The 14,578-nt window shown below is 60.6% G+C and carries 13 protein-coding genes; 10 read left to right on the top strand and 3 right to left on the bottom strand.

The genetic code is table 11. The annotated features are described in order from the left end of the window. Positions 1-351 precede the first annotated feature (351 nt). The 4 genes from J8C01_RS08890 (at position 352) to J8C01_RS15365 (ending at position 2,646) form a co-directional block, all read left to right on the top strand. Complete coding sequence (locus tag J8C01_RS08890; RefSeq protein WP_014100287.1) at positions 352-684, top strand: hypothetical protein; 333 nt, start codon at positions 352-354, stop codon at positions 682-684. A gap of 25 nt (positions 685-709) precedes the next feature. Further along, complete coding sequence (locus J8C01_RS08885) at positions 710-1,627, top strand: MBL fold metallo-hydrolase (RefSeq protein WP_014100286.1); 918 nt, start codon at positions 710-712, stop codon at positions 1,625-1,627. A gap of 176 nt (positions 1,628-1,803) precedes the next feature. Continuing rightward, positions 1,804-2,214, top strand: coding sequence for a fluoride efflux transporter CrcB (gene crcB, locus J8C01_RS08880; protein ID WP_014100285.1), 411 nt, complete (start codon positions 1,804-1,806; stop codon positions 2,212-2,214). A 99-nt stretch (positions 2,215-2,313) separates the two neighbouring features. Further along, a complete protein-coding gene (locus tag J8C01_RS15365) occupies positions 2,314-2,646 on the top strand; it encodes a YHS domain-containing protein (RefSeq protein ID WP_249355435.1) in 333 nt (110 codons plus the stop codon). Between the two features lie 110 nt (positions 2,647-2,756). Here the strand turns inward: J8C01_RS15365 and J8C01_RS08870 are convergent, their stop codons facing one another. The 3 genes from J8C01_RS08870 to J8C01_RS08860 form a co-directional block, all read right to left on the bottom strand. Beyond that, complete coding sequence (locus J8C01_RS08870) at positions 2,757-3,182, bottom strand: bactofilin family protein (protein WP_014100283.1); 426 nt, start codon at positions 3,180-3,182, stop codon at positions 2,757-2,759. A gap of 76 nt (positions 3,183-3,258) precedes the next feature. Then, entirely contained in the window at positions 3,259-4,518 is a 1,260-nt protein-coding gene (locus J8C01_RS08865; RefSeq protein ID WP_211431672.1) for a pentapeptide repeat-containing protein, read from the bottom strand. Positions 4,519-4,657: 139 nt separating this feature from the next. Beyond that, the gene (locus J8C01_RS08860; RefSeq protein WP_211431671.1) at positions 4,658-6,229 is read right to left on the bottom strand and encodes an Hpt domain-containing protein; all 1,572 of its coding nucleotides are present in this window, start codon (positions 6,227-6,229) and stop codon (positions 4,658-4,660) included. A 666-nt stretch (positions 6,230-6,895) separates the two neighbouring features. Here J8C01_RS08860 and J8C01_RS08855 point away from each other — a divergent pair. The 6 genes from J8C01_RS08855 to J8C01_RS08830 all read left to right on the top strand — a co-directional run bounded on the left by J8C01_RS08855 (position 6,896) and on the right by J8C01_RS08830 (position 14,557). Next, the gene (locus tag J8C01_RS08855) at positions 6,896-7,639 is read left to right on the top strand and encodes a uracil-DNA glycosylase (protein WP_371821092.1); all 744 of its coding nucleotides are present in this window, start codon (positions 6,896-6,898) and stop codon (positions 7,637-7,639) included. 29 nt (positions 7,640-7,668) lie between these two features. Continuing rightward, the gene (locus J8C01_RS08850) at positions 7,669-8,421 is read left to right on the top strand and encodes an MgtC/SapB family protein (RefSeq protein WP_249355433.1); all 753 of its coding nucleotides are present in this window, start codon (positions 7,669-7,671) and stop codon (positions 8,419-8,421) included. Between the two features lie 8 nt (positions 8,422-8,429). Next, a complete protein-coding gene (gene corA / locus J8C01_RS08845; RefSeq protein WP_211431670.1) occupies positions 8,430-9,536 on the top strand; it encodes a magnesium/cobalt transporter CorA in 1,107 nt (368 codons plus the stop codon). 12 nt (positions 9,537-9,548) lie between these two features. Then, positions 9,549-12,788, top strand: coding sequence for a carbamoyl-phosphate synthase large subunit (carB, locus tag J8C01_RS08840; protein WP_014100277.1), 3,240 nt, complete (start codon positions 9,549-9,551; stop codon positions 12,786-12,788). Positions 12,789-12,952: 164 nt separating this feature from the next. Beyond that, positions 12,953-13,717: an MlaE family ABC transporter permease gene (locus J8C01_RS08835; RefSeq protein WP_014100276.1), complete on the top strand. Its 765-nt coding sequence runs from the start codon at positions 12,953-12,955 to the stop codon at positions 13,715-13,717. Positions 13,718-13,750: 33 nt separating this feature from the next. Continuing rightward, positions 13,751-14,557, top strand: coding sequence for an ABC transporter ATP-binding protein (locus J8C01_RS08830; protein WP_014100275.1), 807 nt, complete (start codon positions 13,751-13,753; stop codon positions 14,555-14,557). Positions 14,558-14,578 lie beyond the last annotated feature (21 nt).

Genomic DNA, 14,578 nt, shown 5'->3' with positions numbered 1-14,578 from the left:
GGTGCTGGTGGACTGGGGATTGTTGTCATTTTCTTCCTTACCCTGTATTTTCGCTGGTGGGGCGTGTTAGCTGAAGCCCTGCTGGCGTTTTCAATGCCTTCTCTGATGGTTGGCGGGTGTCTGGCGCTTTTCTCGCTAGGGTTTGGGGTTTGGTGACTTTCGGTTCGACATGGCTTCGGAGCGCACGTTTCGCCTTGCTGGAAGCAGGATGCCTGGTGTTATGCCGGGCGTACTTTGGTGAGCAGATCATGCTGCCTTCAAAAAAAAACTTTTTGCTGACGCCTGAAAGATTACAACATGTCTGTGCCTCCACCTCTGCCGGCCTATGGAGCTCCGCCTCCCTACGGCCGTATGCCGCCAGCTCCCGGAGGGGGAGGGCCGAACCTGCGCTTCCTCATCCAGCTTGTGCTTGGCTTTCTGGGGACGCTGGCCTACGGCACACTTATTTTCTTTTCCGTGTTGTTCACAGCCCTGAGTTACGTGCCGCGAATCATCACCGAACTCATTTTTTTTGGCGGGGCGGGCTTGGGCGTGGCCATTATCCTCTTCGTAACCTTGTATTTTCGCTGGTGGGGCGTGTTGGCCGGGGCTGCGCTGGCGTTTCTGGTGCCTGTCCTGCTCGTCGGCGCTTGCGCCCTTCTGGTCGCCGGCACCAGTATCTTTGGCGCTGTTGGGGGCTATTGACCGCGTTTGGAGAAAGGACTCCCGGATGGGACTGACAATCGGTGACTTTCGCTTCGACATCATTTCGGATGGCACATTCCGCCTGGATGGTGGTGCCATGTTTGGCGTCGTGCCGCGTGTGCTCTGGGAAAAGGTCATGCCGCCCGATGACCGGCACCGGATTGTGCTGGGGCTGAATACGCTGCTGGTACGGACGCCCCACGATACCATTCTGGTGGATACCGGTATTGGCTCGAACTGGCAGGCCAAGCACATCGAAATGTACGGGATTGCCCACGAAACAACCGTTCCGGACTCGCTGGCGGCGTTGGGCCTTGCGCCGCAGGACATCACCTTGGTCATCAACACGCACCTGCATTTTGACCATGCCGGGGGCAATACCTGTCGCGCTGCGGATGGGCAGCTTTGTCCCACCTTCCCCCGCGCGCGGTACGTCGTGCAGCGTGCCGAATATGAGCATGCGCGCAACCCGCACGAACGCGACCGGGCCAGTTACCGTCCAGAGGACTGGGAGCCGATTGCCGCTGCCGGGAAGTTCATTTTCATCGAGGGCGAAGCCGAGGTGTCACCGGGCGTATGGGTCATTCCGGTGCGCGGCCACAACGACTTCCTGCAGTGCGTCCGGGTCGTGGCACCGGGTGGGCAGACAGTGTTTTTCTGGGCGGACATTCTGCCCACCACGGCCCACATTCCCTTTGCTTGGGTGATGGGCTACGACCTCTACCCGGTTGAGTTGCTGGAAAACAAGAAGCGTCTTATTCCCCAGGCAGCCGCCGAAGGGTGGATCAACGTGTTTGAGCATGACCACTACTGCCCCTGGGGGTACATTGTCGCTACGGGAGACGGGAAGTACGCTGCCCGTCCACTGTGTCCGTCAGCCGTGGAAACAGACGCCGGCGAACCGGTTGACGCCGGGGCGGAGATGTCCCTTTCCGGCTGCTGAAGGTTATCTGAATCCCTGGCGCGTCTGGCGAACCGGGAACGGCGCTGAACTGCACCTGGTATCCCACCGTACGGCGGCCGTATTGTTTTTCCTGATACTCAGGCTGTCCCCGGCGAGCGCTTCGCGCCGTTGCGGGGGTTGCCTTGTGTCTGAAATCGCCTGCAAGGTTTTGTGTGATGGCTTCTCTCAAAAGCTATGCCGTCGTTGCCCTTGGGGGAGCAGGGGGCGCGGTGCTCCGGTATGTCATCAGCATTTCCGCTTTGGGAACGTGGTCGCTCCGTTTTCCCGTTCCGACATTTTTCATCAATGTCATGGGGTCTTTTCTGTTTGGGCTGGTCATGGCCTTGCTGAAAGACGCCCTTGGTATGCCCGTGTGGCTGCGGCTGGCGCTTACCACAGGCTTTCTGGGGGCTTTTACGACCTTCTCGACCTTTGAATACGAAACCGTAACGGTGTGGCGCGAGCACGGTGCGCTCTGGTCGGTTGGATATGTTGTCGCCAGTGTCCTGTGTGGGGCGATTGGGTTGCTTTTGGGGGAAGTTACCGGCCACGGACTGGTTTCCGGGTGGGCCATGTTGCGTGGTTAGGCATACAGAAAGTTTTTCTTTGGAAAGCTTCAATCTGCGCTACACAAACCGTTGGCTGCCGGTTGTGCCAAACCCAAATCAGGAGAGTTTTCTGAAGTTATGCTTCGCCGTTTTCTGACCTCTGGCCTGCTCACTGGTGCGATGCTGATGCTGCCCGGAGCAACCTTTGCCGCCCTGCCCCAGACCGGAGCACAAACTGGAGCACAGGCCGAACCGCCACCGCTGGCGGCGACCGCTCCCTCCGGCAAACCTATCTGTCCGATCATGCTGGATGAAGTTGAAGACCCTGCGGACGCGGCTTACAGCGACTATCAGGGGAAGCGGTATTACTTCTGCTGCCCGGCCTGCAAACCGAAGTTCGACAAGAACCCGCGCCGGTACATCCGCGCTCTGGAAGCCAAACAGCGCCGGATGGCTAAAGCCAAATCCTGACGGTCACGGAGTGCCACTGGTCGGGTATCCTTGCCGGCAGTCCAAGTGTCGGAGAACCGACTATCAGGCAAGGCTTGCCCGACCGATATATTGGCGTCACTTGCCGAATGTCATTCACCCGTCGGCTCGGGTGTCGGTTGCCCTTTCTTGCCTTTGCCTTCCTTGGCAGGTGGTGCGGCTGGCGGGGCAGGCTCGTTGGGATCAACACCGACCTCAATGACACAGTTGCCAAAGATAGCCGTTGGCTGATCACCGCTTGAGCTTTTGACTTCAAGGGAGCGGGCCGTAATGGTGGTCTGGTCGTTGATGCGGCCCGAAAGCTCGATGGTGTCAGCTTCAATCCGTCCCGAAAGTTCGCCTTGGGAGAGGAGTTTGTCCACCTTGACGGTGCCGTGCACGGCACCGGTGGCGGCGACGACCAGCGCCGGTGCATGAAGTTCACCGCTGACCTTGCCGCTGACGGTGACGCCACAGGTGGACTTGAGTGTACCAGTCAGTTCACTACCTTCTTCAACGATTGTAAGTTTCTCCGCCATGACTTTCCTCAGTGTCAGGGGTTGAACGCATCATCCGCAATGACCGTGCATCAGTTGATGTTGGTTCTGTTGGAAACTAAGCCGTTTCGGTTTTGAGGCGCAGGACGCAGCCTGGTTCAAAGGCAAAGTGGGTATGTCCTGCGGGCTGTTTGACGGTTGCCCGGAGGCAGCCGGTGGCGCCGACGATGATGCGACGCGCCCCATCAATGCCGGGTGAGGCCTCAGACGTGAACCGCCCGTGAATAACCAGGATGCCGCTCCCGTGAACCTGGCAGCCGTCCAGCAGTCCCTCGCGCCCGATGATGAGCTGTGCACCCTGACCGAGTGTGATATTGCACTTCAAAAACCGTCCATCCACTTCAACGATGGAATCAGCATCAAATTCGAGCGAGGCATCCCGCAGTACGTCTCCGTGACCGAAGTAGCGGCGATTGGTTGGGATGGGGGCCACTGCCACGGCGACGGCCTGAGGAGAGGCGGTGCCACCATCTGTCCTGCCATTGAGAAAGGCCGCCAAGGCCGAGGCTGGCACCAACTTCGAGCCATCGCCGGCCACACTGAAGTCCACTTCGTCCACTTCAGCGCCGTCCGCCACTTCAATGGAGAAGTCACTGCCGTAGAGGTGGGTGCGGCTGAATTTTGCCCCTTTGAGGCGCGCGCCCTGGAATGTGGCGTGCCGGCAGTCGGCTTCGAGCAGACTGACTTGGGAGAGGTCGGCGCCTTCGAGTACGGCGCGCTCCAACTTGGCACCGGAGAGGTCTGCCCCGGGAAGGACGGCCCGGCGCAGAACAGCATCCCGCAGGTTGGCCCCAGTCAGCAGGGCTTCCTCGAAGTTGGCTGCTTCCAGAATGGCATTCTGGAAGTCAACCGCCGTGAGGTTGGCCCCGCCCAGGTAGGCATTGCGCAGGTCAGCGTTGGCGAAGACCGCGTTTTCAAGGGTGGCCACGCCCAGTTTGGCGTCTATCAACTGGGCTGAGGGGAGGCGCGCCCCGGTCAGGTCTGCCCCTTCGAGGTTGGCCCCTTCGAGGTTGGCCCGGGATAAATCAGCGCCCCGGAGGTTCGCCCCTTCAAGGTTGGCGCTTTCCAGGTCAGCGCCCCGGAGGTTGGCGCCTTCGAGGTTGGCCCGCACGAGAAACGCATCCCGTAAGCTGGCACTGGCCAGGTTGGCGCGTCGCAAACTGGCTTCTTCCAGGTTGGCCCCTTCGAGGTCGGCGCGCCGCAGGTTGGCATTGTCCAGGTTGGCTTTCGCCAGGTCGAGTTCGCGCAGGTCAGCACGTTCGAGCGATTCGCCGCGCGCTACTCGTTCGATGACTTCTTCCAAGGTGAACTCAGGCATGGAGGAACCCCTTTCGCCGTTTTTTTGAATATGGTGGTTGGGGCGGGTCGCGCAGTTTGATACATCGCCTTTGCGCCCCAGCAGGTCATGCTGGATGGTGTCTGAAAATCAACATACGAACCCGGTGTCATCAAAACCGTCATGACCGCCGTTCTTCCGCTATGTAGCGCCGCAATCGCTCGATGCGCTTCTCGAACGAGAGGCGCTGAATCTCATTGGCCAGATCAACAGCACCCAACTCGGCCAGGAGAACGTTGATTTGAAGCTGTGTTTCCTGGCGCGCCTGACGGTAAAACCTTCGGTCTTCGGCCGCCGAAGGGTTGCTGGATTCTTCCGCCGTGGCAGTTTCATAGGCTTCGTGGGCATCGTGGAGGTCTCGCATGAGCTGTTCCAGCCGATTGAGCAATCCCTCCTTGCCGCTCTGGACCAGTCCGCTTTCCAGTTGTTGCTGGTAAGATTTGAACTTCTCGACAATTTTTTCGGCCAGCCAGATGGGCAGCCCGGTGGCTACCGCCAAGTCTTCCTTGGCGCCCACAAGGAAGCTTTCGATAGTGATCAGCCCGGCCCGGTAGAGTTTGTCAATCGTCACCTTTCCGACTTCAGGGATTTGTTTCAGCAACGAGTTGACGATCATGCCCTCGGACTGAAGCGTGGTGTCGTCAATGACGAAGGTTGCCGGAAGCATGTCGGTCAAGGTCTGGTAGTGCTGCAGGATGCGCTCCCGCAGTTCACCACTCACCATCCCCTCCCGGGAAGCTCGCGCCTCATCAAGCAGGGTTTCAAATTCGTGAACGGCGTCGCTGACATCTTCCATCCCCATGCCCAAGGCGGATTTGCCTAGGCTGCTGATGGCCGGTTGGCACATTTCGAGCCATTCCTTGCGCGCCGCACCCGACCGCAACTCGATGATGAAGGCTTTGACCGGGCGAATGTAATTGGCGGCAATTTCGGAAAAAAGCGTCCGTACCTCGGTCTGGTCCGTCGCAACGGCCGGCTCGGTGTCTTCGCCGAGGTCATCCATTTCGCCCTGCGCGAGAATGCGCTCGAAGGCGTCGTCAAAGCCTTCCAGGTCGTCTTCCTCATCCTCCACAAGCCGGCCGGACTGTCCATCGAGTTGGGGGTGAGATACCTCCGTCCGACCGTCCCCATCGGTGCGCACCATGGGGATGTCAAAATCTGTGTCGTCTGCCTCGGCTTCGTCCACGGCCGAGGTGGTATCCGCAATGTCCAGTCCTCGTGCACCAGGAGGGGTGACTTCCAGCCGTGTCCCGACGCCGACGACAACTTCTTCAACCACCCCGGCTGCCGATACATCCTGGGATTCCTCAACTTGGGATTCCTCAACTTGGGGCAGCGCCGTGTCGTGGGTGTCCGTGGTCAGCCCTGAAAGTGTGAAGTCTTCTTCTTCTGCGAGCGCATCGGGGAGGAGGGCGTCCGTTGTTTCTTCAGAAACCGTTGCTTTGGTGGTGGAAGCCGTGGTGGGAGCGTCTGCCCCTGGTGCCGGGGCAGGAGTTTCCAGAACCGGTTGGGGCGTCAGCGGCTGGGTCTCAAAACGCGACTCGACCGGCGGTGGTGGCACTTGCTCCCTTGGTTCCTGACGGGGCGGCGGAGGTGCCGGAAGCGGTGGCGGTTCCGGTGGAACGTAGGTAGGAGACGGTGTGACGGGTGGTTCTTCTTTTTTCTTGCCAAAAAAGCGGTCGAAAAAACCCATAATCGTACCCTTGGTCTTCCCCCTAGCGGCCAGCGCTGGCGGCCGGCGGCCCTGCGCCAGTCAGTCCCGTGACACTTCGGCGCGCTCACCGTGACCACACGCCATTGCTTCCAGGAAGCAAAGACCGGCGTTTGTGACGACAGCAAGCATGAGGCTTGTCAGTGAAGCCAGCCAGTGGATAGGTGGTTTATATACAAGTTGCCCGGCAAAAGACCATAGAAAAGTGTCGTGCGTCGCAACCTTTGATGGATTGTGGCCCAGTGGACTACGCTACGCCGTGTCATGTGAGACTTTTCTCAAGATTACTCCAAACGGACTTCCGTCTCAAAGCCGAGTTGTCCAGCCTGTGCAGAAATCGTATGGAGTGGGATGCCTGTGAAAAACACACCGGAAACTGAAATCCACACTCTGCTGGAAGACATTGCCAACCAGCTTCGGTTTCTGACCGGAAACGGGGTTTCCTTTGTCAGCGCGGAGCAGATGGCTGTTCCGCGGCCATCCGTGCCCGTATCCTCCAGTGCACCACATCCTTCAGTAGTTTCTGATACTCACGTGTCCGAGTCCTTTGGACCCGAATCCTCTGACACGGCCAAGGCAGGCGTCATCGCACCTTCGGCCTTGGAGTCTCCGGGTGCCGGGCAACCAAGTCGTGGCCACCAACCGCTTATGGACCCTTCCTTGCACCGCCAGCTTACACTGTCAAGTCACTCGAAAGCCGATGACGAAACTTTATCCAGAACCCCGGTGAACCGCAACCAGCCTGCCCACACCGCTTCCAAACCTCAACAGAACTCGTTGTTTGGGGAAGTCCCGCCGGCATCGCTGCCAGTTTCTTCAGACGTAACATTGGAAGCCATCCGCGCCGATCTGGGGGATTGTCAACGCTGCAAGCTCGCCGCCGGCCGGACCAACATCGTCTTTGGCGAAGGGGCGGCCCGGGCGCCGGTGGTCTTCGTCGGCGAAGGGCCGGGCGCGGAAGAAGATGCCACCGGGCGGCCGTTCGTCGGACGCGCCGGGCAGTTGCTCGACAAAATCATTGCCGCCATGGGCTTGCGCCGGGAGGATGTCTATATCTGCAACGTCGTCAAGTGCCGTCCCCCGGAAAACCGGACGCCGGAACCGGATGAGGTGGCCGCCTGCGTGGGCTTTCTTCATCGCCAGTTGGCGGTCATCCGTCCCCATGTTATCGTCGCGCTGGGTGCTTCAGCCGCAAGCGCGTTGCTGGGTGATCCCAAACTGGGTGGCATTTCCAAAATTCGCGGGCGCTTCCAGGACTACCACGGCATCCCCCTCATGCCGACGTTTCACCCGGCGTATCTGTTGCGCGCGCCGGACAAAAAGCGCGAAGTGTGGGAAGACATCAAGCAGGTCATGGCCCTGCTCCGCGAGCGCCAGACGGACGCCCACTAGGCAGCGCGCGTGCTTATCGGGAGGCAGGCATGGCTTGGTTGATGTTTGCAGGGCATCTCCTGCTGGCGGCGCTCTGCGGCGCAGCCGTCGGGCTGGAACGCCAGTGGCGGCAACGACAGGCCGGGTTGCGTACGAATGCTCTCGTGGCCATTGGCGCAGCGGCCTATGTTGCGCTGCCGGCGCTGGTGGACAAAACCGACACCAGCCCGACCCGCGTCGCCGCCCAGGTCGTTTCGGGCATTGGTTTCCTGGCCGGGGGCGTGATTTTGAAAGAGGGGGCGTCGGTGCGCGGCCTCAACACCGCCGCGACCCTGTGGTGTTCTTCCGCCATTGGTGTTCTGTCCGGCTCCGGGCTACCGCTGGAAGCTGTTTTGCTGACGATGTTTGTTCTGGCTGCACACCTGACGCTGCGGCCGCTGGCGCGGCTCATCAACCGGCAACCCATCGAGGGGGCTGACCTTGAAACCCGATACCAGATTGAGCTGACGTGTGGCGACTCCCAACAGGCCACCATCCGACCGCTGCTCGTCCAGGAGATTGCCCGCAGTCAGTTCAAGTTGCAGTCACTGCGGAGTGTGGACTTACTGGGTTCGGACAAGGTTCGCCTCGAAGCGACCTTCAGCGGCGACGGCAATACGGCCAGTGAAGCCCGCCGCCTCGAAGACATTACGGCCCGCCTGGCGATGGAACCTTCCGTTACAGCCATTGGGTGGGAAACGCTTGTGGATGATGAATCCACCCCGACGCTCGAATCGCGCCGCGTGACAAGTGATGAAGGGTGACGCCAGCCATGGAGCAACTCTCGACGAGCAGCCGTCTGACGCGGCTTGACAACCTCCACCTGACCGGGGAGCACCGGCCGGTGTCTGACCCCATGGCCGACCTCCGGCGGGCGGCCACCCTGCGCATCCACAACGGTGTCGGGTTGCGCCCTGTGCCGGAGGAACTCACCGAAACTGTCCTGCGTGAATGCTGGCAGATGCGCCGGCAACGGGCCTTCTGGCTGGATTTGACCGCGCCGACGCCGGCGGCCCTTCAGGCGGTGGCAACGCTGTTCGGCTTTCACCTGCTGACCGTCGAAGACGCCCTCAGCCCGGAGTATCGCCCGAAGATTGATGAGCATGAAGACTACCTGTTCATGATGTTTCAGAGCGTGGCCGGCATCAGCGATGAAACGGTGTTGCCCACGGCGGGCGTCGGGCACTGCGCCACCAATCGCCTGGCGGTCTATCTCGGCGTCGGCTTTCTGGTCACGGTTCACGACCGTGGCTTTGCGCCCGTGGAAGAAGTGGCCGAGATTGTGGATGCACGTGATACCACCATGGACCAGCACCTTGACCTGGTGCTGCATGCCATTGTGGACCGCATGATCGATCAGGTGTTTCCCGTGCTGTCCGGGGTCGAAGACCGGATTCAGGAAATCGAGGCTCATATCTTCACAGAGCAGGATCAGGATGTTCTGCCCACTGTCCTCAAAACCAAGCGGGAACTGATGACCCTGCGGCGGCTGATGGGGCTTCAGCGCGAAATGCTGCTCCGGCTCAGCCGGCGGGAGGACCTGCCCTGCATTGAAGCCAAGACGGCCATTTACTTCCGGGATGTGTACGACCACGCCGTCCGGCTCGAAGAAACCTGTGTCATGCTCATCGAACTGGCGACAAACGTCGCCGAAGCGCACCTGGCTGTGGCTTCCCGGCGTACCAACGAGGTGATGAAGTTTCTCACGATTTTTTCGACCATCTGGATGCCACTGACCTTTATCGTCGGTGTGTATGGGATGAACTTCGACTATATGCCTGAACTCAAGGTGTGGTGGTTTTACCCGTTTCTCTGGGTGGTCATGATTGGCATCGTCGGCGGGATGCTCATGTTCTTCCGGCGCAAGAAATGGCTCTGACCGCTTGTTCCCATGCCCAAACGCACTGATCTCCGCAAGATTCTCGTCATCGGTTCCGGCCCGATTGTCATCGGCCAGGCCTGTGAATTCGACTATTCCGGGACCCAGGCCTGCAAGGCGCTCCGCGCCGAAGGTTATGAGGTGGTGCTCATCAACTCCAACCCGGCCACCATCATGACCGACCCGGAGATGGCCGACGGCACCTACATCGAACCCCTCACGCTGGAAGCCGTCACCGCCGTCCTGGAGCGCGAGCGCCCGGATGCGCTGCTGCCGACCGTCGGCGGTCAGACGGCGCTCAATCTGGCCATGCAGCTTGCGCAGACCGGTGTTCTCGACCGCCTCGGAGTACAGCTTATCGGGGCCAACATTGCCGCCATCGAGCTGGCCGAATCCCGGCGGCAGTTCAAAGCCGCCATGGAAGACATCGGTCTCGAAATGACCAAGGCCATGTTCGTGACGCCGGAAACCAACCTGGAAGAAGTCCGGGCGGCGATTGGCTATCCGGCTATCGTACGTCCGAGCTTCACGCTGGGTGGGGCCGGCGGCGGCATCGCCTACAACGACGAGGAGTTTTACCAGATTGTCGAGCGGGGCCTGGCGTTGAGTCCGGTTCACGAAGTGGTCGTCGAGGAGTCGGTCCTGGGCTGGAAAGAGTACGAACTCGAAGTCATGCGCGACGCTGCCGACAACATCGTGATCGTGTGTTCGATTGAGAATTTCGATCCGATGGGCGTTCACACTGGCGACTCGATTACCGTCGCGCCGGCGCAAACCCTGACCGACCGCGAATACCAGACCCTGCGCGATGCCAGCCTGAAAATCATCCGCCGCATCGGGGTGGAAACCGGCGGCTCCAACATCCAGTTTGCCGTCAATCCCAAAGACGGGCGGGTGCGGGTCATTGAGATGAACCCACGGGTATCCCGTTCCTCGGCGTTGGCCTCGAAGGCCACGGGCTTTCCCATTGCCAAGATTGCCGCCAAGCTCGCCGTCGGCTACACCTTGGACGAAATTCCCAACGACATCACCCGCAAAACACCGGCCAGCTTTGAGCCGACGCTCGATTACGTCGTCGTCAAGATTCCGAAGTGGGCTTTTGAGAAGTTCCAGGCGGCCGAGCCGGTCCTGGGAACGCAGATGAAATCCGTGGGAGAAGCCATGGCCATCGGCCGCACCTTCAAGGAAGCCTTCATGAAGGCGCTGCGGTCGTTGGAAGCCAGCGCGGCGCGGGTGCCGACCTACACCAATGACGACGACCTGCGGCGGCATCTCATCACGCCCAACCCCGAGCGGGTGCGCTACCTGCAAATGGCGCTCGAACGCGGCTGGAGTTGTACCGAACTGCACGAACTCACCGCCATTGACCCGTGGTTTCTACACCAGCTCAAGGAAATTGCCGATGCCCAGAACGCCCTGCGGGGGCGGACACTCGAAGACATCCCCGATGCCGAACTGCGGCACGTCAAACGGCTGGGGTTTTCAGATCGCCGGGTGGCGCGCACGATTGGCTGTAGCGAGGCGGACGTGCGCGCCCGGCGCCTGCGCAGCGGTATTCGTCCGGTCTTCAAGCGCATTGACACCTGCGCTGCCGAGTTTGCCTCACACACGCCCTATCTTTACTCGACTTACGAGGAAGAGTGCGAAGCCGAGCCTACCAGCCGCCGCAAGATCGTCATTCTGGGCAGCGGCCCGAACCGGATCGGGCAGGGCATCGAGTTCGACTACTGCTGCTGTCACGCCAGTTTCGCATTGCAGGAAGCCGGCTACGAAACCATCATGGTCAACTGCAACCCGGAAACGGTTTCAACCGACTACGACACTTCCGACCGGCTGTACTTCGAGCCTGTCACCTTCGAGGATGTCATGCACATCATCGAACGGGAGCAGCCGGACGGTGTCATCGTGCAGTTTGGCGGACAGACGCCGCTCAACCTGGCCTATGGCCTGCGGCAGGCGGGCGTGCCGATCATCGGCACTTCACCCGAAAGCATTGACCTGGCCGAAGACCGCGAACGGTTCGGCCGCCTGCTGCGGGAGTTGGAAATTCCACAGCCGCCGTCGGGAATGGCGGCCACGGTGGATGAAGCCTGCGCCGTGGCACGCCAGGTTGGCTATCCGGTGCTGGTGCGTCCCAGTTACGTGCTGGGCGGACGGGCAATGATGATTGCCTACGACGAACCCAGCCTGGCCGCCTATGTGGCGGAAGCCATGGGCGCTTCGCCGGGACGCGCCGTGCTCATTGACCACTTTCTGGAATCGGCCGTGGAAGTGGACGTGGATGCGCTCTCCGATGGCGAAGACGTATGTATTGCCGGCATTCAGGAGCACATCGAGGAAGCCGGCGTTCACTCCGGCGACAGCTCCAGTGTGCTGCCGACCTACCTGATTGAGCCGTGGCATCTCGATGTCATGCGGCAGTACACCCGGCAGTTGGCCCGCGCCCTGCGGGTGGTGGGGCTGATGAACATCCAGTTTGCCGTCAAGGACGACATCGTGTATGTCCTGGAAGTCAACCCCCGCGCTTCGCGGACGGTGCCCTTCGTAAGCAAGGCCACCGGCGTGCCAATAGCCAAGATTGCCGCCTGGCTGATGATTGGCCGCCGTCTGGCGGATTTCAACCTGCCGCCGATGCTCTCCGTCGGGCGCTTCTTCATCAAGGCGCCGGTGTTTCCGTTCATCAAGTTTCCCGGTGTGGACCCGGTGCTGGGGCCCGAAATGCGCTCGATTGGCGAAGTGATGGGCGTGGCGGACAGCTTCGGAATGGCCTACTGGAAGGCGCAACTTGGCGCTGGCGTGCCGCTGCCGCGCACGGGAACGGCCTTTCTCAGTGTCAACAACCGCGACAAACCGGCTGCCCTGAAAGTGGCCCAGCGGCTGCACCGGTTGGGCTTCAAGCTCGTGGCGACCCGTGGCACGCAGGAAATGCTGGCGGCAGCCGGTCTGCCGGTTGAACCCGTCTTCAAGGTCAACGAAGGCCGCCCGAATATCGTGGACCTCATCCGCAGCCGGCGCATAGACCTCATCGTGAACACCCCGCTGGGCAAGGCGTCACACTTTGACGAAAAGGCCATCCGGTCGGCGGCTATCCAGTACAACGTCCCCTGTATTACCACCATTACGGGTGCCATTGCCGTCACCAGCGCCATCCATGCCCTGCAACATGACCAGTTCAGCGTAGGGCGGTTGCAGGACTACCACGCCGGGAAACCCAGCCTGACCTACCCGGCGCAGGCGGCTTCGGCTTCGTGAGGGCGGCGCACCATGAGGTGGAAAGTGTACGGAATGCAAAAACTTGTGACTTGCCGGAGGCTTGACACCGGACGGCTTCCGTCCGTAAAAGTGCCGTTGTCGGCGGTGTCTCTGAACGAAACCCGTCGCGGGCTGCTGATTTCCCCGGTTTTGTTCCGCCGTCCGTGAACTTCTTTCTGCTCATTCTGGTAGAGCTTCAGGAAAGTACCCTGCTTGTCTGGCGCGCCCTGCGGCATCCGTTCCGGCGTCCGCGCTACTGGCGTGAGACCGTGGCCCAGATGGATTCGATTGGGTTCGGGACGCTGCCCATCGTGTTGCTGGCCGGGTTTTTCATCGGGGCCGTGCTGGCCTTACAAACCGCTGGCACACTGCGCTCCTTTGGGGCGCAGAATTACACCGGGCGGCTGGTGGCCACGTCGCTGTTGCGGGAACTGGGACCCGTCCTGACCTGCATTCTGCTGGCCGGGCGCGCCGGTTCGGGCATTGCCGCCGAGCTGGGGGCGATGTGTGTCAGCGAGCAGGTTGATGCCATGCGCGCCCTGGGGACAGACCCATTCCGCAAACTGGTGCGCCCGCGCCTGCTGGCGCTCATCACCATGGCGCCGGTGCTGACGATTTTTGCCAATGTCATCGGCACCATCGGCGGACTGATTGTTGCCATCACCCTGTTGCAAATCCCCTCGTCAGTGTATCTGTCGTCGGCGCGTGAGGCGCTCAACTACGACGACATTCTGGGGACGTTCCTCAAAACCGGTGTGTTTGGTCTGATTGTGGCCGTGGTGGGCTGCCGGTGTGGGCTGCGGACGCGCGGAGGGACGGTCGGCGTCGGGCAGTCCACGACAACCTCAGTGGTTGTCTCCATCGTGCTGATTCTGGTGTCGGATTTCTTCCTCACCCGACTGATTTTGACGCTAAGCGGGACGGCGTAAGCGCCCAAGTGGCGGCCGTCCTGTGGGAGAACGATGAGCGAATACGCCATCGAGTTCCGGGATGTTCACCTGGCGTTTGGCGAGCAGAAGGTGCTCGACGGCGTGAGTTTTGGCGTGCATCCGGGCGAAACCAAGATTCTCATGGGAGGGTCCGGGACGGGCAAATCCACCGTACTCAAGCTCGTCCTGGGGCTGCTCAAGCCGGACAGCGGCCGCATCTTCGTGGACAACGAAGACATCACGGACTTCAGCGAATCACAGTTGACGGTGATGCGCCAGAAGATTGGCATGGTGTTTCAGGAAGGGGCGCTGTTTGACAGCCTTTCGGTGTACGAAAATGTCGGCTACCGCCTGTTTGAACAGGGCGCCGATGAGGAGGAAATCGAGGAAACCGTGCGGCGGATGCTGCGTTTTGTCAACCTCGAACACGCCATCAACAAGATGCCCTCCGAGCTTTCCGGCGGGATGCGCCGCCGGGTCGGGATTGCCCGCGCTCTGGTGGGCAATCCCAAAATCATCCTCTACGATGAACCGACAGCCGGACTCGATCCGCCCACGGCCCGCACGATCTGCGAGTTGGCTATCAAGCTGCGGGACCTGGAAGGCGTCAGTTCACTGTTTGTCACCCACCGGATTCAGGATGCTGTAGTGTTGGCTGACCACCACGCCACCATTGGCGATGATGGCGAAGTTGTCATTGTGAAAAACCCGCGTGGGCAGATAGAAAGTTCCACGAATTTCATCATGTTGCACCACGGAAAGGTGCTGCTGGAGGGGAATGCCGACACCTTCTGGAATTCACCGGACCCCTACATTCGGACCTTTCTGGAGCTGGACTGAACCGGGACAAGACGCAGGACT

Source organism: Chloracidobacterium sp. D, assembly GCF_018304685.1.
GTDB classification, from domain to species: domain Bacteria; phylum Acidobacteriota; class Blastocatellia; order Chloracidobacteriales; family Chloracidobacteriaceae; genus Chloracidobacterium; species Chloracidobacterium thermophilum.
Note: the sequence above shows the minus strand (reverse complement) of the source record. Positions and strands in the feature narration are given on the sequence as shown.

Bases quoted from the DNA above. Each gene is read 5' to 3' on its own strand.
- J8C01_RS08890 (WP_014100287.1), top strand. From the start codon at position 352: ATGCCGCCAGCTCCCGGAGGGGGAGGGCCGAACCTGCGCTTCCTCATC.
- J8C01_RS08885 (WP_014100286.1), top strand. From the start codon at position 710: ATGGGACTGACAATCGGTGACTTTCGCTTCGACATCATTTCGGATGGC.
- crcB (WP_014100285.1), top strand. From the start codon at position 1,804: ATGGCTTCTCTCAAAAGCTATGCCGTCGTTGCCCTTGGGGGAGCAGGG.
- J8C01_RS15365 (WP_249355435.1), top strand. From the start codon at position 2,314: ATGCTTCGCCGTTTTCTGACCTCTGGCCTGCTCACTGGTGCGATGCTG.
- J8C01_RS08870 (WP_014100283.1), bottom strand. From the start codon at position 3,182: ATGGCGGAGAAACTTACAATCGTTGAAGAAGGTAGTGAACTGACTGGT.
- J8C01_RS08865 (WP_211431672.1), bottom strand. From the start codon at position 4,518: ATGCCTGAGTTCACCTTGGAAGAAGTCATCGAACGAGTAGCGCGCGGC.
- J8C01_RS08860 (WP_211431671.1), bottom strand. From the start codon at position 6,229: ATGGGTTTTTTCGACCGCTTTTTTGGCAAGAAAAAAGAAGAACCACCC.
- J8C01_RS08855 (WP_371821092.1), top strand. From the start codon at position 6,896: ATGGACCCTTCCTTGCACCGCCAGCTTACACTGTCAAGTCACTCGAAA.
- J8C01_RS08850 (WP_249355433.1), top strand. From the start codon at position 7,669: ATGGCTTGGTTGATGTTTGCAGGGCATCTCCTGCTGGCGGCGCTCTGC.
- corA (WP_211431670.1), top strand. From the start codon at position 8,430: ATGGAGCAACTCTCGACGAGCAGCCGTCTGACGCGGCTTGACAACCTC.
- carB (WP_014100277.1), top strand. From the start codon at position 9,549: ATGCCCAAACGCACTGATCTCCGCAAGATTCTCGTCATCGGTTCCGGC.
- J8C01_RS08830 (WP_014100275.1), top strand. From the start codon at position 13,751: ATGAGCGAATACGCCATCGAGTTCCGGGATGTTCACCTGGCGTTTGGC.